The following is a 21,251-nucleotide window of genomic DNA, read 5'->3' as shown; positions in this document are numbered from 1 at the left end:
TGGAGCGGTACTTCCCAACCCCGTCACCCCGGCGCAGGCCGGGGTCCAGAAGGCCGACAGACGACTCGGAGCGGGCAAACTGGATACCGGCCTGCGCCGGTATGACGGGCTGGTGGCGTCGTACCCCGGGGAGAAAGATCGCTCCGCCTGCGATCGACCCGTTTGCAGGGCGGGTGCAACCCGCGTCGGGGCAGCGCGGGTTTTACCCGCCCTGCTGGAGTTGGGCGAAACCCCCGCGGATTTCCTCTTCCGGCAGGTCGTCGCCGATGAACACCAGCACGCTCTGGCGCGGCTCGCCCTCGGCCCAGGGCTCGTCCCAGTCGAAGCCGTACAGGCGCAGCACGCCCTGGAACACCAGGCGGCGCTCGTCGCCGGCCACTTCGAGCACGCCCTTGTAGCGCAGCAGCGCATTGCCATGGCGCTCCAGCAGGTCGTCCATGAAGGCGCTCAGACGCTCCATGTCCAGCGGGCTGTCGCTCTGCAGCACCAGGGTGCGGATGCGGTCCGGGGACTGCCCCACCGGAGCCAGCGGGCGCAGGGCCGGCGTCACCGCCACCTCGGCGTTGAGATTGAAGCCGCGGATGTCGAGCAGCTCGGCCAGGTCGACGCGGCCGTGCTCCACCACACCCACCGGCGCGCGGCGGTTGATCCGCGCCAGGCGCTCGCGCAGCGCCTCGACCTGCTCCGCCGACGCCAGGTCGGTCTTGCTCAGCAGGATGCGGTCGGCGAAACCGACCTGGGCCTGGGCGATGGTTTCCCGCAGGTGGCGCTCGGCGTTCACCGCGTCGACCAGGGTGACGATGCCGTCGAGGATGTAGCGCTGAGCCAGTTCCTCGTCGGCGAAGAAGGTCTGCGCCACCGGTGCCGGGTCGGCCAGGCCGGTGCACTCGATCACCAGGCGGTCGAAGGCCAGTTCGCCGGCGTCCAGCTTGTCCAGCAGCAGGAACAGGGCCTTCTCCAGCTCGACATGGATGGAACAGCAGACGCAGCCGTTGGCCAGGGTCAGCAGCTCCACCGGCCTGTCGCCGAGCAGCTGGCCGTCGATGGGCGTCTCGCTGAATTCGTTCTCGATCACCGCCAGCTTGAGGCCATGCTCGGCCTCCAGCATGTGGCGCAGCAGCGTGGTCTTGCCGGCGCCGAGGAAGCCGGTGAGGACGGTGACGGGAATGGGCTGAAAGATCATGGAACTCCTTGAAAACATGTGGGAGCGGCCTTGGCCGCGAAGTTTTTACCAGAGCACCGCAGGCGCCCAAAGAAAAAAGCTCGCGGCCAAGGCCGCTCCCACAGGTTCAGCAGCAGCGGATGGGCCGCCCCTTGCCACCGCCGTAGCGAGCCTCCTGGCGTTCGCGGAAGAACGCCTCGTAGCTCATCACCGGCAGGTCCGGGTGCTTGCGGCTCATGTGCTCGACGTAGTTGTCGTAGTCGGGCATGCCCACCAGCATCCTGGCGGCCTGGCCGAGGTACTTACCCATGCGGCTGAGGTCGTTGAACATGGCGACCTCCTCAGGCGTCCGCAATCGACTGGTACGGGCTTTCCCTGTCCGTCCGCTCGGGCCTGACCCAGGCGGCGCGGCCGACCTTGATCGCGTAGAACAGCACGCTGAGGACGACGAACAGGAACAGCACGGTCAGCACCGAGTTGGTGTAGGCGTTGAAGATCACGTGCTGCATCTGGCCGATGTCCTTGGCCGGGGCCAGCACCTGGCCGGCGTCCAGCGCATCGCTGTACTTCTTGGCCAGGGCCAGGAAGCCGACCGCCGGGTTCGGGTCGAGCAGCTTGATCAGGCCGGCGGTGGTGGTGCAGATCAGCAACCAGCAGGCCGGCACCAGGGTGACCCAGACGTAGCGCTGACGCTTCATCTTGATCAGCACCACGCTGCCGAGCATCAGGGCGATGCCCGCGAGCATCTGGTTGGAGATGCCGAACAGCGGCCACAGGGTGTTGATGCCGCCGAGCGGGTCGATCACGCCCTGGTACAGCAGCCAGCCCCACATGGCCACGCAGCCGGCGGTGGCGATCACGTTGGCGCCCCAGGACTCGGTCTTCTTCAGGGCCGGCACGAAGTTGCCCAGCAGGTCCTGCAGCATGAAGCGTCCGGCACGGGTGCCTGCGTCCACCGCGGTGAGGATGAACAGCGCCTCGAACAGAATGGCGAAGTGGTACCAGAACGCCATGGTGTTCTCGCCCGGCAGCACGCTGTGGAGGATCTGCGCGATACCCACGGCCAGGGTCGGAGCGCCGCCGGCGCGGGCCAGGATGGTGTTCTCGCCGATATCGCGTGCCACCGCCTCCAGCGCATCCGGGGTGATGGCGAAGCCCCAGCTGCTGACGGTGGCGGCCACCGCGGCAGCGTCGGAGCCGACCACCGCGGCCGGGCTGTTCATGGCGAAGTACACGCCCGGCTCGATCACCGAGGCGGCGACCATGGCCATGATGGCGACGAACGACTCCATCAGCATGCCACCGTAGCCGATGTAGCGGGCATGCGACTCGTTGGCCAGCAGCTTGGGCGTGGTGCCCGAGCTGATCAACGCGTGGAAGCCGGACACCGCGCCGCAGGCGATGGTGATGAACAGGAACGGGAACAGGGTGCCCTTCCACACCGGGCCGGTGCCGTCGGTGAACTGGGTCAGCGCCGGCATCTTCAGCTCGGGCATGACCACCAGAATGCCAATGGCCAGGGCGATGATGGTGCCGATCTTGAGGAAGGTCGACAGGTAGTCGCGCGGCGCCAGGATCAGCCACACCGGTAGCACGGCGGCGACGAAGCCGTAGCCGATCAGCATCCAGGTGATCTGCACGCCGGTGAAAGTGAAGGCCGGGCCCCAGGTCGGGTCAGCCGCCACCTGGCCGCCGGCCCAGATCGAGGCGAGCAGCAGGACCACGCCGATCACCGATATCTCGCCGATGCGTCCCGGGCGGATATAGCGCATGTACACGCCCATGAACACCGCGATGGGGATGGTCGCCATCACCGTGAACATGCCCCACGGGCTCTCGGCCAGGGCCTTGACCACGATCAGCGAGAGCACCGCGAGGATGATGATCATGATCAGGAAGGCGCCGAACAGGGCGATGGTGCCCGGTATCTGGCCCATCTCCTCGCGCACCAGCTCGCCGAGGGAGCGGCCGTTGCGGCGGGTGGAGATGAACAGGACCATGAAGTCCTGCACCGCGCCGGCCAGCACCACGCCGGCGATCAGCCACAGCGTGCCGGGCAGGTAGCCCATCTGCGCGGCGAGCACCGGGCCGACCAGCGGGCCGGCGCCGGCGATGGCGGCGAAATGGTGGCCGAAGAGGATGTGCTTGTTGGTCGGAACATAGTCCAGACCATCGTTGTTGATCAGCGCCGGGGTGGCGCGGGTCGGGTCCAGCTGCATCACCTTGTTGGCGATGAACAGGCTGTAGTAGCGGTAGGCGACGAGATAGAGGGCGACGGCCGCCACCACTATCCACAAGGCGTTGATGGCTTCGCCGCGGCGCAGCGCCACGACACCCAAGGCACAGGCGCCCACCACTGCCAGCACTGCCCAGGGCAGGTGGCGCAGCAGGCTATTGTTATTGTTCATGATTACTCCTAACTGATGGACAGACAGGCTGCCGCTCAAGCTTAGACGCTGGATGGCGAATGCATTACTCGACCTTGGTCTAAGCCACGACAGGGACGCCATGGGCATCGGAGCAGCACTTTGCCAGCAGCGAAAAAGGCTGCGTGCCCGCCCTGCACCTGTCACCGCCACACGGCTACACTAGCTCCCTTTCCGGCGACGCCAAGGATGCCACGCCGCATGTTCCGCTTCCCCTATCGCTCCCTGCTAGTCCTGCTGCTCGCCGGCATGCTCGGCTGCGCCGAGGAACACCCGCCGCTGGACCAGCAGGTCTATGTCTGGCAGCGCCAGTGGCGCACCTCCCATGCCGAGGCGCTGGCGCAGAGCCGCACCGACTTCTCCACCCTGCGCGTGCTGGCCCTGCAGGCGCACCCGCAGGCGGGCTGGAGCCGCGCCCGCCCCAACCTCGAACTGCTCAGGCGCGACGGCCGTCCGCTGCTCGCGGTGGTGCGCCTGGACGGCCAGCTGCCGCAGCTGGACCCGGCCGAGATCGAGCAGCAGATCGCCGGCCTGGTGCGCGACTGGCGCGACGCCGGCCTGCCGCTGCGGGGTCTGGAAATCGACCACGACTGCGCCACCGCGCGCCTGCCCGCCTACGCCGCGCTGCTGCGCGAACTGCGCCGGCAACTGCCGACCGAGCTGCCGCTGAGCATCACCGCCCTGCCCGCCTGGCTCGCCAGCCCGGCGCTGGACGAAGTGCTCGCCGCGGTGGACGCCTCGGTACTCCAGGTGCACGCGGTGGTGGCGCCGCAGCAGGGCCTGTTCGACCCGAAACAGGCCCTCGACTGGGCCGAACGCTATGGCGAGCGCAGCCACAAGCCGTTCCACCTCGCCCTGCCGGCCTATGGCGTGGCCCTCACCGACGACGGCCAGGTGGAAAGCGAGACACCGCTGCGTCAGGGCGGCCCCCGCCACGAGCTGCGCGCCGACCCGCGCCAGGTGGAAGAATTGCTGACCAAGCTGCGCCGCACACGCCCCGACCACCTGGCCGGCATCATCTGGTTCCGCCTGCCGCTGGCCGGCGACCGCCGCGCCTGGCCGATGCCCACGCTACTGGCGGTGGTGCGCGGCCAGCCGCTGGAACCCGCGCTGGCCCTGCAGCACCAGCAGAAGCAGGGTTTCAGCCATCTGCAATTGTTCAACAACGGCACCCTGGCCAGCCGCCTGCCCAGCCGCATCGAGCTGCCGGTCCAGGCCTGCTCGGCGGCCGACGCCGTGGGCGACTACCGGGTGGAGCGCAGCGAAGACCGCCTGGCCTTCGTCCGTCGCCGCGAGGGCCGGCTGGATGCCGGCGAACACCGTGCCCTGGGCTGGGCGCGCTGCGAACAGATCGATCAAGGAGGCATGCATGTACAGTTCTAGAACCCTGCTGGCCCTGGCGCTCGGCGCCCTGGTGCCGCTCGGCGCGGCCCAGGCCTGCGGGCCGGAATTCCCCTATCGCCTGCTCTCCGACCGCGCCGGCGCCCTGGGCGAACTGCCGGAAGGCAACTTCGCCTTCGAGATCGGCCGCATCGCTCCGGCCATCCCGGGCCTCGGCCAGGCCGGCAACGCCACCCTGCAGCCCTACTGGGACGAGAACAACCAGCGCTACGTGGACGCCCGCACCGTGGTGGAAAAGGAGCAGCTCGGCGACGAGCGCTTCGCCCTGGTCAGCCGCCTGCGCGGCCTGACCGACGCCCACCAGGCCGAGGCCGAAGGCGCCGCCCTGCCGGCCGAACTGCGCCTGTACAGCGCCGGCGCGGTGGCCTTCGCCCGCCACGACATGGCCCTGGCCGCTGACTACTTCCGCCGCGTGCTGGCCCTGCCCGAGGCCGAGCGCCCGCTGCGCGGCACCTGGGCCGCCTATTCCCTCGGCCGCGCCCTGGCCGAGCACGCAGTCAGCGCGCCGGACACGCCGCTCGACGAGGCCGCCGCCCTGCAGCGCCAGCGCGACCTGCGCCAGCAGGCCAGAGCCGCCTTCCAGCAGGCCCGCGCGATGACCGTGGCCGGCGCCGACGACCCGCTGGAGCTGGGCATCGCCAGCCTCGGCGAAGAAGCCCGCCTGGCCCTGGACGACGGCGACTGGAGCAGCGCCATCCGCCTCTACGCCAGCCAGTCCCGGCAGGGCTCCTCGACCGGCTACAGCTCACTGCGGGAACTGAGCCGCCAGTTGACGCGCCTGGACGACGCGCAGCTGCGGCCGCTGCTGGAAGTCGCAGAGGTCCAGCAGTTGCTGACGGCCCAACTGTTCAGCCGCCTGGACGCCTACGACACCGATGGCAAGGCGACCCAGCGCCTGTTGCAGCTGCTGCAGTCCGTGCAGGTTCAGCCGCAGATCGCCGACCGCCTGGCCGCGCTCGGCTACCAGCAGGGTGACTACGACTCGGCCCGCCGCTTCGCCGAACAGGCGGGCGACGGCGGCCTGGCCTGGTGGCTGCGCGCCAAGCTGGCGCTGCAGAGCGGCGACAAGGACGCCGCCGTCCAGGCCTACGCCAAGGCCGCGTCGGCCTTCCCCGCCGAGGAGGACTGGGGCTGGCGGCGCACCGAGAACTGGGACTACGAGACACTCAAGCCACGCTGCCGCATCGAGGGCGAGATGGCGATCCTGGCGCTGGAGCGCGGCGACTACCTGGAAGCCTTCGACCAGCTCTACCGCAGCGGCGAACTCTACTGGCAGGACGCCGCCGAAGTCGCCGAGCGGGTGCTCAGCAGCAGCGAACTCAAGGGCTACGTCGACACCAAGGTCACCACCGCGCCGGCCGACAGCAAGCAGTACGGCTACTGGAACCGGCCGCCGGCCCTGGCCCTGCGCGAACTGCTCGGCCGCCGCCTGCTGCGCGAGGGCCGCTACGCCGAGGCGGTGCCCTACTTCGCCAGCCCCGAACTGCAACAGGCCGCGCGCCAGTACGGCGAAGCCCGCGTGCAGGCGGAAAAGGCCTGGACCTCGATCGGCCGCGCCGAGGGCTACTACGAGGCCGCCAAGCTGGCCCGCGTCCTGGGCATGGAACTGCTCGGCTACGAGCTGGGCCCCGACGAGGCCTGGACCGGCGGCAACTTCGGCGGAGAGACGGCCAAGCCGGTGCAGGCCGGCGGCCTGATCAGCGCCGCCGAGGCGCAACTGCAGAACGCCAGCGCTGCCCAGCCGAACCGGCGCTTCCACTATCGCTGGGTCGCCGCCGACCTGGCCAACAGCGCGGCCGACCTGCTGCCCACCAGCAGCCAGGCCTTCGCCGCCGTGCTGTGCAAGGCCAGCGGCTGGATCAACTACCGCGACCTGGAAGGCGCCCGGGTCTACTACCGGCGCTACGTCGAGCACGGCCCCTACGTGGAGTGGGCGGGCAACTTCGGCTTCGACTGCCAGGAACCGGACTTCGACGGCGCCCGCCAGCGCCAGTGGGACGAGCGCCGGCAAGCGACGGTCCAGGCGCTGCGCCCCTACAAGTACTGGCTGCCGCTGGGCACGCTGGCCCTGCTCGCCACGGCCATCTACTGGCAGCGCCGGCGGCGCGCCTTGGCTATAGTGGACAAAACTGCGGAGGAAAACCGTCATGAGTGATACGCCCAGCGAGCGTCGGCGCTTCCAGCGCATCGCCTTCGACGCCGCCACCGAACTCGCCCAGGGCGAGCGGCACTGGCCGGTCCAGCTGCACGACGTGTCGCTCAAGGGCCTGCTGGTAGAACGGCCGCGCGACTGGAACGGCGATCCCAACCAGCCCTTCGTCGCCACCCTCAGCCTGGACGCCAACACCCGGCTGCAGATGGAAGTGGTGCTGACCCGCACCCGCGACGACCTGCTCGGCTTCGTGTGCCGGCACATCGACCTGGAGTCCATCAGCCACCTGCGCCGGCTGGTCGAACTCAACCTGGGCGACGAGAGCCTGCTGGAACGCGAACTGGCGGCCCTGGGCGAGCCTGACTGAGCCCGCCGTCCCGGATGCATCCGGGCTACACGCCGACTGCCTCTCCCCGAATCGCATCCGGGCTACGGACCTGTAGTAGCGGCCTTGGCCGCGAAGTCTCCGTTCCGGCCCGTATCGCAGCCAAGGCCGCTCCTACAGAAAGCCAAGCGGTGCGCACAGAACCTGTCGTCGGGTTAAACGCCTTTCTTGCCGGCCTGCTGCCGTTCGCGGCGCGCCTGCACGCGGCGGGTGCCGATGCTCGCCTCGCGGCGCTCCTCGGCGCTGTCGCGGGGGCGGCCCGGTTCGTAGTTGAGGGTTCTGGCGAAGAAGTCGAAGAACAGGAACATGGACCCATCTCCTCTATATGGACATGGCGCCATGCTCCTCCTCCGCCGGCGGGCAGAACTTGATCTGCGACAACTGCCGCGGCGCACGCCCAGCGGCAGAGCGCCGCAGGCGGTCACTCGAACAGGGCGTCCAGCGCCTGCTCTAAACGCGTCACCGCGATCACCTGCAGGCCGCCCGGCGCCTCCTTGGGCGCGTTGCCCTTGGGCACGATGGCGCGCTTGAAGCCATGCTTGGCCGCCTCCTTGAGGCGCTCCTGGCCGCTCGGCACCGGGCGTATCTCGCCGGACAGGCCGATCTCGCCGAATACCAGCAGGTCGTGGGGCAGCGGGCGGTTGCGCAGGCTGGAGATCACCGCCGCCATCAGCGCCAGGTCGGACGCCGTCTCCAGCACCTTCACCCCGCCCACCACGTTGAGGAACACGTCCTGGTCGTAGGTGGGGATGCCGCCGTGGCGGTGTAGCACGGCCAGCAGCATGGCCAGGCGGTTCTGGTCAAGGCCCAGGGTGACGCGCTTGGGATTGGCCATATGGCTGGTGTCGACCAGCGCCTGAACCTCCACCAGCATCGGCCGGGTGCCTTCCCAGGTCGCCATCACCACGCTGCCCGACACCGACTCCTGGGCGCGGGTGAGGAAGATCGCCGAGGGGTTGGTCACTTCCTTGAGGCCCTTGTCGGTCATGCCGAACACGCCCAGCTCGTTGACCGCGCCGAAGCGGTTCTTCACCGCCCGCAGCAGGCGCAGACGGCCGTCGGATTCGCCCTCGAAGTACAGTACCGTGTCCACCATGTGCTCCAGCACGCGCGGACCGGCCAGGGCGCCCTCCTTGGTCACGTGGCCGACCAGGAAGATCGCCGTGCCGCTCTGCTTGGCGTAGCGCACCAGCAGCGCCGCGCTCTCGCGCACCTGGGCGACGCCGCCGGGAGCCGACTGCAGCTGCTCGGTGAAGATGGTCTGGATCGAGTCGATCACCATCACCTTGGGCTGCTCGCGGCGCGCCACATCGATGATCGACTCGATGCAGGTCTCGGTCATGACCTTGAGCCGGTCCTGCGGCAGCTCCAGGCGCCGGGCACGCATGGCCACCTGCTGCTGGGATTCCTCGCCGGTGACGTACAGGGCCGGCAGGCGCTGGGCGATGTTGCACAGGGTCTGCAGCAGGATGGTCGACTTGCCGATGCCGGGGTCGCCGCCGATCAGCACCACCGAGCCGTCCACCAGGCCGCCGCCGAGCACCCGGTCCAGTTCGCCGGAGGCGGTGGAGAAGCGCGGCACCTCCTCGACGCTGACCTCGGCCAGGGTCTTGATCTGCGCCTGCTGCCCGGCCCAGCCGCCACGCCCGGACGGCGCAGCCGCGCCGCCGCTCTCGATCACCGTCTCGGTCAGGGTGTTCCAGGCCCCGCACTCGCCGCACTGCCCGGCCCACTTGGGAAAGGTGGCGCCGCACTCGGTGCAGCCGTACATGCGCTTGGCCTTGGCCATGGGAATCTCCACCGCTGGAAAAGCGGCGATAATAACGTTCCCGCCACCCACGAGTCGCCCCGCGATGCAGATCGAACTTGTCCGCACCACCGTCGAGCAGCTGCCGCTGATCGCCAACCTCTACCAGTACTACGCCTACGAGTCGTCGGACTGGGAGGAGGAAGAGGTGGAGCCGGACGGTCGTTTCTACCTGCACGAGCCGCACCTGGTGCGCTACTGGCAGGAGCCGGAGTGGAGCGCCGAGCTGATCCTGGCGGACGGCTTCATCGCCGGTTTCCTGCTGATCGAGCGCAGCGAACTGGCCGGCATCGACGCGCTGGAGTTCGCCGACCTGTTCATCCTCAGGAAATACCGGCGCCAGGGCATCGGCCGGCTGCTGACCCAGCAGGTGCTGAACCGCGGCGGCACCTGGCTGGTGCGCCTCTACCCCCAGGACGAGCCAGCCATGGCGTTCTGGCGCAGCATCCAGGCCGAGCTGCCGCTGGGCTCGCGGCAGGTCTGGCCGGACGACGACCCGGAGCTAGTCAGCTACCTGATCAACCCGCCGTTGCACTAGCCGGCGCAGCCGTTGCCGCAGCCACAGCACTGCCCGGAGGCGCGCTTGAGCTGGCGTGCCAGGTCGTCCTTGAGGGCCACACGCTCCTGCTTGAGGCGACCGAGGGCGGTCTCGTCCAGCAGTTCGATGCCGTCCTCGACCCGGCAGACGCGCTTGTCCAGCGCCTCGTATTCCTCGGCCTGGCGGGCGAAGTGCTGATCCTCCTGGCGCAGGCGCTGCAGCTCGCCGCGCAGCTCGGGGAAATCCTGGACCAGCGGATGATGTTCGACATGCATGGCGTAAGCTCCGGAAAAAGATGTCCAACCCTACCCGCCCCCGGGAGGGAGGCCATTGACCGGGATCAAACCGCCGCCCCGGCGCTCCCCCCTGAGCTAGGCTGAACGCGAACGCACCCTGAGGAGTCATCATCGCCATGCCACTCGAACATCATCCGCTGACCCGCGAATTCCCCGAATACCGCCAGCAACTGCAGGCCCTGCACGCGGAGGACGCGCATTTCGCCCAGTTGGCGCAGCACTACGAGAGCCTCGACAAGCGTATCTACGAGGTGGAGGACGGCCGCGAGGCGCTGGACGACCTTGCGCTGCAGGCGTTGAAGAGCGAGCGGGTCCAGCTCAAGGACCAGATCGCCGAGCGGCTGCGCAAGGCCAACGGCGCCTGAGCCCAGCCACCATCCCGCCCGGCCCGAGAGCTGGTTTAAACTGCAGCCAGAATCAGAAACCCAGGGAGTGAAACATGAGCTTATTGCAAGAATTCAAGGCCTTCGCGGTCAAGGGCAACGTGGTCGACATGGCCGTCGGTATCATCATCGGCGCGGCCTTCGGCAAGATCGTCAGCTCCTTCGTCGGTGATGTGATCATGCCACCGATCGGCCTGCTGATCGGTGGCGTCGACTTCAGCGACCTGGCCGTCACCCTCAAGGCCGCCGAAGGCGACCTGCCGGCCGTGGTGCTCAGCTACGGCAAGTTCATCCAGACCATCCTCGACTTCATCATCGTCGCCTTCGCCATCTTCATGGGCATCAAGGTGATCAACAAGCTCAAGCGCGAAGAGGCCGAGGAGCCTTCGGTGCCGCCGGCCCCGAGCCCCGAGGAAGTGCTGCTGACGGAAATCCGCGACCTGCTGAAGACTCAGCAGAAGCCATAAAAGAGAACGGCGCCCGAGGGCGCCGTTCTTCATTACGCCGCAGGCGTCAGCAGCAGGCGGTTGACCCGTCGCTCGCGCACCTCTTCCACGCGCATGCGCCAGCCGGCGAACTCCACCTCGTCGCCCACCGCCGGCAGGCGGTCGAGCAGGCTCATCACCAGCCCGGCCAGGGTCTGGTAATCCTCGGTGGCTCTGGCCTGCAGGCCGATGCGCTCGCGCAGCAGGGCCAGGTTGAGCGCGCCGCTGACGCGGAAGCCCTCGTCCAGCCGCTCGATGTCCGGCCCGTCCACCTCGCTGGCGTCCGGCAGTTCGCCGGCGATGGCCTCGAGGATGTCGGTCAGGGTCAGCATGCCCTCGAAGCCGCCGAACTCGTTGACCACGAAGGCGACGTGGGTCGAGGCCTGGCGCATCTGCTCCAGGGCACCGAGCACGGTGCAGCTGTCCGGCAGGTTGAGCGGCTGACGCAGCAGGCTCTCGATATCCGGCTGGTCACCGCGCAGCAACTCGCGCAGCAGTTCCTTCTTGTGCACGAAGCCCAGCGGCTCGTCGATCTGCCCGCCGCGCACCACCGCCAGGCGCGAATAGGGCGACTCCAGCAGCACCTGGCGCACCTGCTCGGGGTCGTGGCCCAGGTCGATGTGGTCGACCCGGGTGCGCTCGGTCATCACGCTGCGGATGGACTGCTCGGCCAGGCCCAGCACGCCGCGGATCATCACCCGCTCGCGGCGGTCGAACAGCGCGGCCTCGCCGGCGCCACCCTCGAGCATGTCGGCGATCTCCTCGCCCACCTCGTCGGCCTCGATCTTGCCGCCGAGCAGGCGCAGCACGGCGTGGGCGGTGCGCTCGCGCATGCCGCGGCCGTTCTGCATCTGCCGCTTGCGCTTATGGCGCACCAGCTGGTTGGCCACCTCGATGAGGATGGAGAAGCCGATGGCCGCGTACAGGTAGCCTTTCGGGATATGGAAGCCCAGGCCCTCGGCGGTGAGGCTGAAGCCGATCATCATCAGGAAGCCCAGGCACAGCATGATCACCGTCGGGTGGGCGTTGACGAAGGCGGTCAGCGGCTTGCTGGCGACGATCATCAGGCCGATGGAGACGATCACGGCGATCATCATCACTTCCAGGTGCTCGACCATGCCGACGGCGGTGATCACCGCGTCCAGGGAGAACACCGCGTCGAGCACCACGATCTGCGCCACCACCGGCCAGAAGGCGGCGTACACGCGGTTGCCGGTCGGCTGATGGGCACGCCCCTCGAGACGCTCGTGCAGTTCCATGGTGGCCTTGAACAGCAGGAACACACCGCCGAACAGCATGATAAGGTCGCGCCCGGAGAAGCTCTTGCCGAACACCTCGATCAGCGGCTCGGTCAGGGTCACCAGCCAGGAGATGCTCGCCAGCAAGCCCAGGCGCATCAGCAGCGCCAGGCTCAGGCCGATGATCCGCGCGCGGTCGCGCAGGTGCGGCGGCAGCTTGTCGGCGAGGATGGCGATGAACACCAGGTTGTCGATGCCGAGGACGATTTCCAGGACGATCAGGGTCAGCAGGCCGAGCCACGCGGTGGGGTCGGCCATCCATTCGAAGATCATGCGAGTCTCCCGCGGGCAGGCGTCGACGCGGCGCGGGCGCAAGAGCTGCGGCGCTGGGCGTATCGATCAGACAGGGTAGAGAAGGGACGCGCGAGGGCGTCTGAGGAAGGAAGGCCACACGGGGGTGGCTGGCAACAATCGCTGTCCATGGGGTCCATTGCAACGGAAAGGGACGCCCATCCTAGCGGCGGACGCGGCGATCCCTAAGCGGCAAAGCGTAACCAATCCTTACCAGTAGTTCTCCACCGCCACCTGGCCGGGGCGGCGGGTCAGCGCCAGGTTCAGGCCGCGCGCCTTGAGCACGGCGCGGGTGTCCTCGATCATCTGCGGGTTGCCGCAGAGCATGATGCGCGAGTGCTCGGGCTCCAGCGCCAGGCCGGCGGCGCGCTCCAGCTCGCCGTTCTCGATCAGCGTGGTGACCCGCGCGCCGAGCGCCCCCGGCACCTGCTCGCGGGTCACCACCGGGATGTACTGCAGCTTGTGCCCCGCCCCTTCCAGCCATTCGCGCCGCGGCAGCTCGGCGATCAGCTCCTGGTAGGCCAGCTCGCCGCGGTCGCGGGCGCTGTACACCAGCACGATGCGCTCGAAGCGCTGCCAGACTTCCAGGTCCTGCAGGATCGAGAGGAACGGCGCCAGCCCGGTGCCCGTGCCGATCAGCCAAAGGTCGCGGCCGTCGGGGAAGCGGTCGAGGGTGAGGAAGCCGGTGACCTGCTTTTCCACCAGCAGCTCGTCGCCCGCCTGCAGGCGGTTCAGTTCGCTGGTGAACTCGCCGCCCGGAACCACGATGGAGAAGAATTCCAGGTAGTCGTCATGAGGCGCCGAGACCAGCGAATAGGCGCGCCAGACGATGCAGCCGCTGGGCTTGCGCACGCCCAGGCGGACGAACTGGCCGGCGCGGAAGCGGAAGCCGGGGTCGCGGGTGCAACGCAGGCTGAACAGGCTGGGCGACCAGACCCGCACCTCGGTGAGGGTCTGGCGGGTGAACTTCTCTTCGCTGGCGGTCATGGCTTCCCCCTGTACTGGTACCCGCGCAGTCTGGCGCAAAGGCGGCCGGACAAACACCACCAGTTCACAGGGATTAGCGCCGATTGACCGCCTGCGCGGCGCGCAGCACGTCGGCGCCGATCTCGGCCTCGTACTGCTGCCACAGCGGCTGCATGGCGGCGCGCCAGGCGTTGCGCTCCTCCTGGCTCAGGGCGACCAGGCGGGTGCGGCCGGCGGCGGCCAGTTGCTCGCGGCCCTTGCGGTTGAGCTGCTCGGCGTCCTTGTTCACCTGCAGGGTGACTTCCTCGACGATCGACTCCAGCTCGGTGCGGGTGGCGTAGGGAATGCTCTGCCAGAACGAGGAACTGCTGATCAGCATGTAGTTGAGCGAGCCGTGGCCGGTCTCGGTGACGAACGGCTGGGCCTGGTCGAAGCCCGTTGCGGTCATGTTCGACCAGACGTTCTCGGTGCCCTGCACCACACCGCTCTGCAGCGCCTTGAGCGACTCACCGAATGGGATGCGCTTGGCCTCGGCGCCGAGCGCGGCGAACTGGCTCTCCAGCACGCTGGACGGCTGGATGCGGAACGCCAGGCCCTTGGCGTCGGCCGGTGTGCGCAGCTCGCGGTTGGCCGAGAGCTGCTTCATGCCGTTGTTCCAGAAGGCCAGACCGTAGATGTTCTGCCCGGCCATGGAACGCAGCAGCTGGCGGCTCTTCTCGCGGCGCTGGAAGCGCTTGACCGCCTCCAGGTCGTCGAACAGGAACGGCAGGTCGAACACCTGCAGCTGCTTGGTGTAGGCCTCGAACTTGGACACCGAGGGCGCCAGCATCTGCACCTCGCCGCGCTGCAGCGCGGCCATCTCGTCGGCGTCGCCGAACAGGCTGGAATCGGGGTAGACCTCGACCTTCACCGCGCCGCCCAGGCGCTCGGCCACCAGGCGCTGGAACAGCAGGGCGCCACGGCCCTTGGGCGTATCTTCGGCGACCACGTGGGAGAACTTGATCAGGATGGGTTCGGCATGGGCCGGAGCGGACAGCAGCAGAACGAACGACAGGCAAAGCGTGAACAGGTACTTCATGGACTTCCTTGAGGCAATGCAATAGCTGCGCCCCGCAAACGTGGCGGGGCGAATGGCTGGTTTCTGGGGAGTCGGACCGTCGGCCCGGGGTTCGGACAGTGCCTGCGCATCAGGTCGCGCGGCCATCCGATTTGTTGTTGGGGCATGCCGCCCGGTGCGGAATTTCGACGGCGGCAAGTGACTGCGTATTCTCCGGATCGCACCACCGGGTCACAAGCCGTCTGTTTCTCACTTCGAGACATTTCCTTGTCCATCCGGGACAATGTGCCCGCTTCCTTCGCCGACCCAGCCCCATGCCGACTCTCGCCACGCCCTTCGCCCAGCTCGACCTGATCCGCCAGCCCGAAATGGCCAACGAGCCGCTGCAGGCCTTCGATGCCGCCGACGAGTACCTGCTCGCCCACGTGTACGAACTCGGCCTGCCGCCAGACAGCCGGGTGCTGCTGCTCAACGACGGCTTCGGCGCCCTCGCCTGCTCGCTGGCGGCCTATTGCCGGGTGACCAGCAGCGGCGACTCGCACCTGGGCTTCCTCGCCCTGCAGAAGAACCTGCAGCGCAACGGCCTGGCCGCCGACAGCGTGCGCTTCGTGCCGGCCAGCGCGACGGCGGAAGGCCCGTTCGACCTGGTCCTGCTGCGGGTGCCCAAGACCCTGGCCCTGCTCGAAGAACAACTGATCCGCCTGCACGGCCGACTGGCCCCCGGCGCCAGGGTGATCGCCGGAGCCATGATCAAGCACCTGCCGCGCGCCGCCGGCGAGCAGATGGAGCGCTACATCGGCCCGCTGCAGGCCTCGCTGGCGGTGAAGAAGGCCCGCCTGCTGACGGCCACGGCCGAGGCCAGGCCGGCGCCGACCTCGCCCTACCCGACCCGCTACCGCCTGGACACCCCGGCCCTGGAGCTGGTCAACCACGCCAACGTGTTCTGCCGCGAAGGCCTGGACATCGGCACCCGCGCTTTCCTTCCCCACCTGCCGAAACGCCTGACACCCCAGCGGGTGGCCGACCTCGGCTGCGGCAACGGCGTGCTGGGCATCGCCTATGCCCTGGCCAACCCCGAGGCAGAGCTGACCCTGGTGGACGAGTCCTACATGGCGGTGCAGTCCGCCGAGGAGAACTGGCGCACGGCCCTGGGCGAGCGCCCGGCCACCTTCCGCGCCGCCGACGGCCTGGCCGACCAGCCCGGCGAGTCGCTGGACCTGGTGCTGTGCAACCCGCCCTTCCACCAGCAGCAGGTGGTCGGCGACTTCCTCGCCTGGCGCATGTTCCAGCAGGCCCGCGCGGCGCTGGTCACCGGCGGCGAGCTGTGGATCGTGGGCAACCGCCACCTGGGCTACCACGCCAAGCTCAAGCGCCTGTTCCGGGGCGTGGAGCAGGTGGCGGCCAATCCCAAGTTCGTCGTGCTGAAAGCGACCCGCTAAGCTTCTGGAGACGCCGGGGGACGCGGCGCCGACGGTCCCGCCCGCCCCCCGGATAAAAGGTGAACCACCCAGCACCATCCGCGCTCCGAGTCACTGCGACCAATTGCCCGATGCGACAATCCGCCAACTGCGACCAAAGTCCGGGTTGACGGATTATTGATCCAGATCAATTGCAGGAGTGGCCTTTCATGTTTGGCCTGGATGCACTGGAACTGGCCCGAATCCAGTTCGCCTTCACCGTTTCCTTCCACATCATCTTCCCCGCCATCAGTATCGGCCTGGCCAGCTACCTGGCGGTGCTCGAAGGGTTGTGGCTGAAGACCGACAAGGAGGTCTACTACGACCTCTACCGCTTCTGGCTGCAGATCTTCGCCGTCACCTTCGGCATGGGCGTGGTCTCCGGCGTGGTGATGAGCTACCAGTTCGGCACCAACTGGAGCGAGCTGTCGGCGGCGGCGGGCAGCATCATGGGCCCGCTGCTGACCTACGAGGTGCTCACCGCCTTCTTCCTCGAGGCGGGCTTCCTCGGGATCATGCTGTTCGGCCTGAACAAGGTCGGTCGCGGCCTGCACTTCTTCGCCACCCTGATGGTGGCCATCGGCACCCTGATCTCGACCTTCTGGATCCTCTCCTCGAACAGCTGGATGCACACCCCGCAGGGCTTCACCCTGGTGGACGGCATCTTCACCCCCGCGTCCTGGTGGGAGATCGTGTTCAACCCGTCCTTCCCCTATCGCCTCGCGCACATGGCCGTGGCGGCCTTCATCAGCACCGCCTTCGTGGTCGGCGGCACCGCCGCCTGGCACCTGCTCAAGGGCAAGCGCGACCCGGCTACCCGCATGATGTTCTCCATGGCCTTGTGGATGGCGCTGATCGTCGCGCCGATCCAGGCGGTGATCGGTGACTTCCACGGCCTCAACACCCTCAAGCACCAGCCGGCGAAGATCGCCGCCATCGAGGGGCACTGGGAGACCGAGCGCGGCGTGCCGCTGCTGCTGTTCGGCATCCCCGACATGGCCGCCGAGACCACCCACTACGCCGTGGGCATCCCGCGCCTGGCCAGCCTGATCCTCGCCCACGACCTCGACGCGGAGATCAAGGGCCTCAAGGAATGGGCGCCGGAAGACCGGCCCAACTCGCTGATCGTGTTCTGGAGCTTCCGCGTGATGGTCGGGCTGGGCCTGCTGATGATCCTCTGCGGGGTCGTCGGGCTGTGGCTGCGGCGCGGCGACAAGGTCTACGAGTCGCGCGTCTTCCACCGGCTGATGCTGCTGATGGGGCCGAGCGGGATCGTCGCCCTGCTCGCCGGCTGGGTGACCACCGAGGTCGGCCGCCAGCCCTGGGTGATCTACGGCCTGCTGCGCACCAGCGACGCCGTGTCCAACCACAGCGCCACCCAGATGGGCGTCTCGCTGACGATCTTCGTGGTGGTCTATTTCATGGTCTTCGGCGTCGGCATCACCTACCTGCTGCGGATGATGCGCAAGGGGCCGGTGCTGGGCCTGCTCACCGCCCAGATCGCTGAAGAGGGTGGTCCCGGCCACAGCCGCACGCCGGCGCGGCCGCTGTCCGCCGCTGCGGACGGCGTCGAGGACGAAGCCGACCAGGAGAACCGCCAATGAGCATCGATCTGCCGCTGATCTGGGCCGGGGTGATCGCCTTCGGCATCTTCATGTACGTGGTGATGGACGGCTTCGACCTCGGCATCGGCATCCTCTACCCGTTCTTCCGCGACAAGGACGAGCGCGACGCCATGATGAACACCGTGGCGCCGATCTGGGATGGTAACGAGACCTGGCTGGTGCTCGGCGGCGCCGGCCTGTTCGCCGCCTTCCCGCTGGCCTACTCGGTGGTGCTCACGGCCCTGTACATCCCCCTGGTGGTGATGCTGGTGGCGCTGATCTTCCGCGGCGTGGCCTTCGAGTTCCGCTTCAAGGCCAAGCGCACCCGGCACCTGTGGGACGCCGCCTTCATCTGGGGCTCGGTGCTCGCCACCTTCTCCCAGGGCGTGGTGCTGGGCGCGTTCATCGACGGCATCCGCGTGGAAGGCCGCAGCTTCGCCGGCGGCCCGTTCGACTGGCTGGCGCCCTTCCCGCTGTTCTGCGGCGCCGGGCTGGTGGCCGGCTACGCCATGCTCGGCTGCGCCTGGCTGCTGCTCAAGACCGAGGGCAAGCTGCGCCACAAGATGTACAAGCTGATGCTGCCGCTGACCTGCGTGCTGCTGCTGTTCATCGCCGCGGTCAGCCTGTGGACGCCGCTGGCGCACCCGGAGATCGCCAAGCGCTGGTTCACCCTGCCCAACCTGTTCTACTTCATGCCGGTGCCGACCCTGGTCGCGGTGACCACCCTGGGCATCGTCCGCGCCGTGAACCTGAAGATCGACTGGCAGCCGTTCGTCCTGACCCTGGCCCTGATCGCCCTGGCTTACGCCGGGCTGGCGATCAGCCTGTGGCCGAACATCATCCCGCCGGACATCAGCATTTGGGCGGCATCGGCGCCGGAAAGCAGCCAGGCGTTCACCCTGGTCGGGGTTGCCATCATGGTGCCGGTCATCCTCCTCTACACCGGCTACAGCTACTACGTGTTCCGCGGCAAGGTGAAGGTCGGCGAGGGCTACCACTGATGAACGCCACCAAGCAGCCGCTGGCCAAGCGCCTGGCCTGGTTCGTCCTGCTCTGGCTGGGCGGCGTGGTGGCGGTGGGCATCCTCGCCTACGCCATCAAGTGGGGCATGGGCCTGACCTGAGCGCTCATCCGTAGGGTGCGCCGTGCGCACCGGACGCATAAGCCATGCGCTCATCCCAGCAGGCGTCTCAGGTCCTCATCGATCGGCATCGGGCGGAACGCGCTGACCCGCGCCCGCCCGGTGTTGCCCAGCGGCACCCACAGCCGCGAGAACAGCAATGCGGCCAGGATGCGCGGCACCTGCCCCGCCACCTCGCGCCAGTCGCCGAGCTGCCAGCCGGCCCTGAGCATCAGCCAGTGGGAGCGGGCATGAGGCAACGCCAGGCGCTGGCCGAGGATATGCGCCCGCTCCAGCCAGCCCAGGGCCGCGCCCGGCTCGTTCCGCGCCAGAGCCGCTTCCGCCTCAGCGAAGGCCTGACGCAGCGCCGCCTCCCACTCAGTGCGCATGGCCGTGGCCGTCCTTCAGCTCGCCATCGGCCTGGCGCAGCACCTGCACGGCAGCGGTGATGGCCAAGAGCGCCATGATGCTGGCGACGATCAGGTCCGGCCAGGCGCTGCCCGTGCCGAACACGCCGAGGGCCGCCCCCAGCACCGCCAGGTTGCCCAGGGCATCGTTGCGGGTGCAGAGCCAGACGCTGCGCATGTTGCTGTCGCCCTCGCGGTAGGCGTACAGCAGGACCGCGACACCCAGGTTGGCCAGCAGCGCCAGGGTGCCCACCACGCCCATGGTCGGCGCGCTCGGCACCTCGCCCTGCCACCAGTGCCAGAGCGCCGTGCCCAGCACGCCGAGGCCGAGCAGCAGCATGGTGACCGCCTTGAACTGGGCGGCGCGGGCGCGAATGGCCAGACTCATGCCGAGTACCCAGAGGCTGATGCCGTAGTTGGCGGAGTCGCCGAGGAAGTCCAGCGAGTCGGCCAGCAGCGACACCGAGCCGGCCTTGACGCCCGCCCCGATCTCCACCACGAACATGGCCAGGTTGACCAGCAGCGCCACCCACAGAATGCGCCGGTAGCGCCTGGAGCGCAGCGCGGCCTCGGGCGAGTCGTGATTGCAGCAGTGAGCACCCATTTGGCATCTCCTTGATTGAGGTGCAGACTAAGCTAAACCCTGTAGCCACTACGGAGTCAACATGGGCAAGCCCATCACCATCGGCGTACTGGCCCGCGAGAGCGGCGTCAACCTGGAGACCATCCGTTTCTACGAGCGCAGCGGCCTGCTGCCGCCGCCCCAGCGCAGCGACTCAGGCTATCGCCACTACCAGGAAGTGGATGTCAGGCGGCTGCGCTTCATCCGCCGCGGCCGCGAACTGGGCTTCAGCCTGGAGGAAATCCGCAGCCTGCTGGACCTGGCCGCCCACCCCGAGAGCCCCTGCGACGCCGCCGACCGCATGGCGCGCGAGCATCTGGACGCCATCGAGGCACGCATCCGCGACCTGCAGAACATGCGCGCCGAACTGAGCAAACTGGCCGACTGCCACAGCGGCCACGCCGAGCATTGCCGGCTGCTGGAGGCGCTGGACGAGCGCGATTGCTGCAACCATTAGTCACCCCTCTCCCTTCGGGAGAGGGGCTGGGGGTGAGGGTCTACTAGGCTATGCAGGACCTCAGGAAGGGAATCCTGCCATGCCTCATCACAAGACGCCGCTCAACCCCATGCAACTCGAATTCGCCCACCAACTGCGGCGTGACGCCACCGACGCAGAACACCTGCTCTGGCGCCATTTGCGTAGCCGCCAGGTGGCTGGCTGCAAGTTTCGCCGACAGCACCCGATCGAGCCTTACGTTCTGGACTTCTACTGCGAGGCATTGAAGCTGGGGATCGAGTTGGATGGCAGCCAGCACTATCACGATGCGGGACAGGCGCATGATCGGCAGCGCGCCCAGCACCTAATTGGCAAAGGCATACGCCTGCTGCGCTTCAGCAATCGGGAAGTGTTGTCGGAGCTGCCAGCGGTGCTGGAAAGAATTTTCATGGAGGCCATATGTCCCTCACCCCCAGCCCCTCTCCCGGAGGGAGAGGGGTGAACAGCTAGCGGCTCCAGTCGCGCACCAGCGCTTCCGCTTCTTCCAGCGTATCGAAACCGGTCAGGGCGACGCGGCCGTCCGATACCGGCTCGTCGACGATGGGCGCCAGGCGCACTTCGCCATCCACCAGGATCGCCAGGGGCCGGCCGAGATAGCTGCGGGTCAGTTCGGCCAGCACGGCGCGGCCGTCGTCGGTCAGGGTCAGCACCACCGCTGGCTGGCCATCGGGGGTGACGGCCAGCTCCGCCGTCTGCACGTCCGCCTCGGTCAGCGCGGGCTGCGGCGCCACCCACAGGCGCACGCCGCTGTGGCGGTCGGTCATCGCCTGCAGGCCATCGGCGCTGGCGGTGCGTGCCGGGTGGATGCCGAGCTGGTGGTGTGCCGAAGGCAGCCGCGCGTCGCTGGCGCAGCCGGCCAGCAGTGCAAGGGCAAGTGCAAGGAGCCATGCACATGCAA

General features: G+C 68.3%; 24 protein-coding genes. 12 read left to right on the top strand and 12 right to left on the bottom strand.

Features of this window, described 5'->3' with window-relative positions:
• Positions 1-202: 202 nt before the first annotated feature.
• From yjiA to N7640_RS00110, 3 genes are all read right to left on the bottom strand, one after another.
• Entirely contained in the window at positions 203-1,183 is a 981-nt protein-coding gene (gene yjiA / locus N7640_RS00120) for a GTPase (protein ID WP_279905667.1), read from the bottom strand.
• A 106-nt stretch (positions 1,184-1,289) separates the two neighbouring features.
• The gene (locus tag N7640_RS00115; RefSeq protein WP_220814574.1) at positions 1,290-1,493 is read right to left on the bottom strand and encodes a YbdD/YjiX family protein; all 204 of its coding nucleotides are present in this window, start codon (positions 1,491-1,493) and stop codon (positions 1,290-1,292) included.
• 10 nt (positions 1,494-1,503) lie between these two features.
• A complete protein-coding gene (locus N7640_RS00110; protein WP_279905666.1) occupies positions 1,504-3,570 on the bottom strand; it encodes a carbon starvation CstA family protein in 2,067 nt (688 codons plus the stop codon).
• A gap of 219 nt (positions 3,571-3,789) precedes the next feature.
• On the opposite strand from N7640_RS00110, the gene N7640_RS00105 reads away from it, so the two are divergent.
• Genes N7640_RS00105 through N7640_RS00095 form a run of 3 tightly spaced genes read left to right on the top strand, consistent with a single transcriptional unit; the run spans position 3,790 to position 7,508 of the window.
• Positions 3,790-4,971 (top strand): DUF3142 domain-containing protein, encoded by a 1,182-nt coding sequence (locus N7640_RS00105; protein ID WP_279905665.1) that lies wholly within the window; start codon positions 3,790-3,792, stop codon positions 4,969-4,971.
• Positions 4,958-7,144, top strand: a complete 2,187-nt coding sequence (locus tag N7640_RS00100; protein WP_279905664.1) for a hypothetical protein — start codon at positions 4,958-4,960, stop codon at positions 7,142-7,144. The genes N7640_RS00105 and N7640_RS00100 overlap by 14 nt, the downstream gene beginning before the upstream one ends.
• Positions 7,137-7,508, top strand: a complete 372-nt coding sequence (locus tag N7640_RS00095) for a PilZ domain-containing protein (protein WP_279905663.1) — start codon at positions 7,137-7,139, stop codon at positions 7,506-7,508. Before N7640_RS00100 ends, N7640_RS00095 begins: the two co-directional genes overlap by 8 nt.
• Positions 7,509-7,681: 173 nt before the next feature.
• On the opposite strand, the gene N7640_RS00090 is transcribed toward N7640_RS00095, so the two are convergent.
• Together N7640_RS00090 and radA are read right to left on the bottom strand one after the other, a co-directional pair.
• Complete coding sequence (locus tag N7640_RS00090) at positions 7,682-7,834, bottom strand: hypothetical protein (RefSeq protein ID WP_279905662.1); 153 nt, start codon at positions 7,832-7,834, stop codon at positions 7,682-7,684.
• Positions 7,835-7,947: 113 nt separating this feature from the next.
• On the bottom strand, positions 7,948-9,315 hold the full coding sequence (gene radA / locus N7640_RS00085) for a DNA repair protein RadA (RefSeq protein ID WP_279905661.1): 1,368 nt from the start codon (positions 9,313-9,315) through the stop codon (positions 7,948-7,950).
• 64 nt (positions 9,316-9,379) lie between these two features.
• Between radA and N7640_RS00080 the strand changes: the two genes are divergently transcribed.
• Entirely contained in the window at positions 9,380-9,871 is a 492-nt protein-coding gene (locus N7640_RS00080) for a GNAT family N-acetyltransferase (protein WP_279905659.1), read from the top strand.
• On the opposite strand, the gene N7640_RS00075 is transcribed toward N7640_RS00080, so the two are convergent.
• Positions 9,868-10,146: a DUF465 domain-containing protein gene (locus tag N7640_RS00075; RefSeq protein WP_279905658.1), complete on the bottom strand. Its 279-nt coding sequence runs from the start codon at positions 10,144-10,146 to the stop codon at positions 9,868-9,870. The genes N7640_RS00080 and N7640_RS00075 overlap by 4 nt on opposite strands.
• A 137-nt stretch (positions 10,147-10,283) precedes the next feature.
• Here N7640_RS00075 and N7640_RS00070 point away from each other — a divergent pair, with 137 nt between their 5' ends.
• Both N7640_RS00070 and mscL read left to right on the top strand, forming a co-directional pair.
• A complete protein-coding gene (locus tag N7640_RS00070) occupies positions 10,284-10,532 on the top strand; it encodes a YdcH family protein (RefSeq protein WP_220814583.1) in 249 nt (82 codons plus the stop codon).
• A 74-nt stretch (positions 10,533-10,606) separates the two neighbouring features.
• Positions 10,607-11,017, top strand: a complete 411-nt coding sequence (gene mscL / locus N7640_RS00065) for a large-conductance mechanosensitive channel protein MscL (protein WP_220814584.1) — start codon at positions 10,607-10,609, stop codon at positions 11,015-11,017.
• Positions 11,018-11,049: 32 nt separating this feature from the next.
• Here the strand turns inward: mscL and N7640_RS00060 are convergent, their stop codons facing one another.
• The 3 genes from N7640_RS00060 to N7640_RS00050 form a co-directional block, all read right to left on the bottom strand.
• On the bottom strand, positions 11,050-12,606 hold the full coding sequence (locus N7640_RS00060) for a TerC family protein (RefSeq protein ID WP_279905657.1): 1,557 nt from the start codon (positions 12,604-12,606) through the stop codon (positions 11,050-11,052).
• Between the two features lie 228 nt (positions 12,607-12,834).
• Complete coding sequence (locus N7640_RS00055; protein ID WP_279905656.1) at positions 12,835-13,611, bottom strand: ferredoxin--NADP reductase; 777 nt, start codon at positions 13,609-13,611, stop codon at positions 12,835-12,837.
• Positions 13,612-13,684: 73 nt separating this feature from the next.
• Positions 13,685-14,668, bottom strand: a complete 984-nt coding sequence (locus N7640_RS00050) for a DctP family TRAP transporter solute-binding subunit (RefSeq protein WP_279905655.1) — start codon at positions 14,666-14,668, stop codon at positions 13,685-13,687.
• Positions 14,669-14,961: 293 nt separating this feature from the next.
• Between N7640_RS00050 and N7640_RS00045 the strand changes: the two genes are divergently transcribed.
• The 4 genes from N7640_RS00045 (at position 14,962) to N7640_RS00030 (ending at position 18,831) form a co-directional block, all read left to right on the top strand.
• Positions 14,962-16,086, top strand: a complete 1,125-nt coding sequence (locus N7640_RS00045) for a class I SAM-dependent methyltransferase (RefSeq protein WP_279905654.1) — start codon at positions 14,962-14,964, stop codon at positions 16,084-16,086.
• Positions 16,087-16,274: 188 nt separating this feature from the next.
• Positions 16,275-17,708: a cytochrome ubiquinol oxidase subunit I gene (locus N7640_RS00040; RefSeq protein ID WP_279905653.1), complete on the top strand. Its 1,434-nt coding sequence runs from the start codon at positions 16,275-16,277 to the stop codon at positions 17,706-17,708.
• Complete coding sequence (gene cydB / locus N7640_RS00035; RefSeq protein WP_279905652.1) at positions 17,705-18,709, top strand: cytochrome d ubiquinol oxidase subunit II; 1,005 nt, start codon at positions 17,705-17,707, stop codon at positions 18,707-18,709. The genes N7640_RS00040 and cydB overlap by 4 nt, the downstream gene beginning before the upstream one ends.
• Positions 18,709-18,831 (top strand): DUF2474 domain-containing protein, encoded by a 123-nt coding sequence (locus N7640_RS00030; RefSeq protein ID WP_220814591.1) that lies wholly within the window; start codon positions 18,709-18,711, stop codon positions 18,829-18,831. Before cydB ends, N7640_RS00030 begins: the two co-directional genes overlap by 1 nt.
• Positions 18,832-18,881: 50 nt before the next feature.
• Here the strand turns inward: N7640_RS00030 and N7640_RS00025 are convergent, their stop codons facing one another.
• Together N7640_RS00025 and N7640_RS00020 are read right to left on the bottom strand one after the other, a co-directional pair.
• Complete coding sequence (locus tag N7640_RS00025) at positions 18,882-19,217, bottom strand: DUF3703 domain-containing protein (protein WP_279905651.1); 336 nt, start codon at positions 19,215-19,217, stop codon at positions 18,882-18,884.
• Entirely contained in the window at positions 19,207-19,839 is a 633-nt protein-coding gene (locus N7640_RS00020) for a cation transporter (RefSeq protein WP_279905650.1), read from the bottom strand. Before N7640_RS00020 ends, N7640_RS00025 begins: the two co-directional genes overlap by 11 nt.
• A gap of 61 nt (positions 19,840-19,900) precedes the next feature.
• Here N7640_RS00020 and N7640_RS00015 point away from each other — a divergent pair, with 61 nt between their 5' ends.
• Positions 19,901-20,314 (top strand): MerR family DNA-binding protein, encoded by a 414-nt coding sequence (locus N7640_RS00015; protein ID WP_279905649.1) that lies wholly within the window; start codon positions 19,901-19,903, stop codon positions 20,312-20,314.
• A 79-nt stretch (positions 20,315-20,393) separates the two neighbouring features.
• Positions 20,394-20,795, top strand: a complete 402-nt coding sequence (locus N7640_RS00010; protein ID WP_279905648.1) for a DUF559 domain-containing protein — start codon at positions 20,394-20,396, stop codon at positions 20,793-20,795.
• A 4-nt stretch (positions 20,796-20,799) separates the two neighbouring features.
• Here the strand turns inward: N7640_RS00010 and N7640_RS00005 are convergent.
• The coding region (locus N7640_RS00005; protein ID WP_279906166.1) for a hypothetical protein at positions 20,800-21,251 on the bottom strand (452 nt) is incomplete at its 5' end.

Origin of the sequence: Pseudomonas sp. GD04015 (genome assembly GCF_029837675.1) — a bacterium.
In the GTDB taxonomy this organism is placed as follows: domain Bacteria; phylum Pseudomonadota; class Gammaproteobacteria; order Pseudomonadales; family Pseudomonadaceae; genus Aquipseudomonas; species Aquipseudomonas paralcaligenes.
This window is presented reverse-complemented; position numbering and strand designations above follow the sequence as displayed.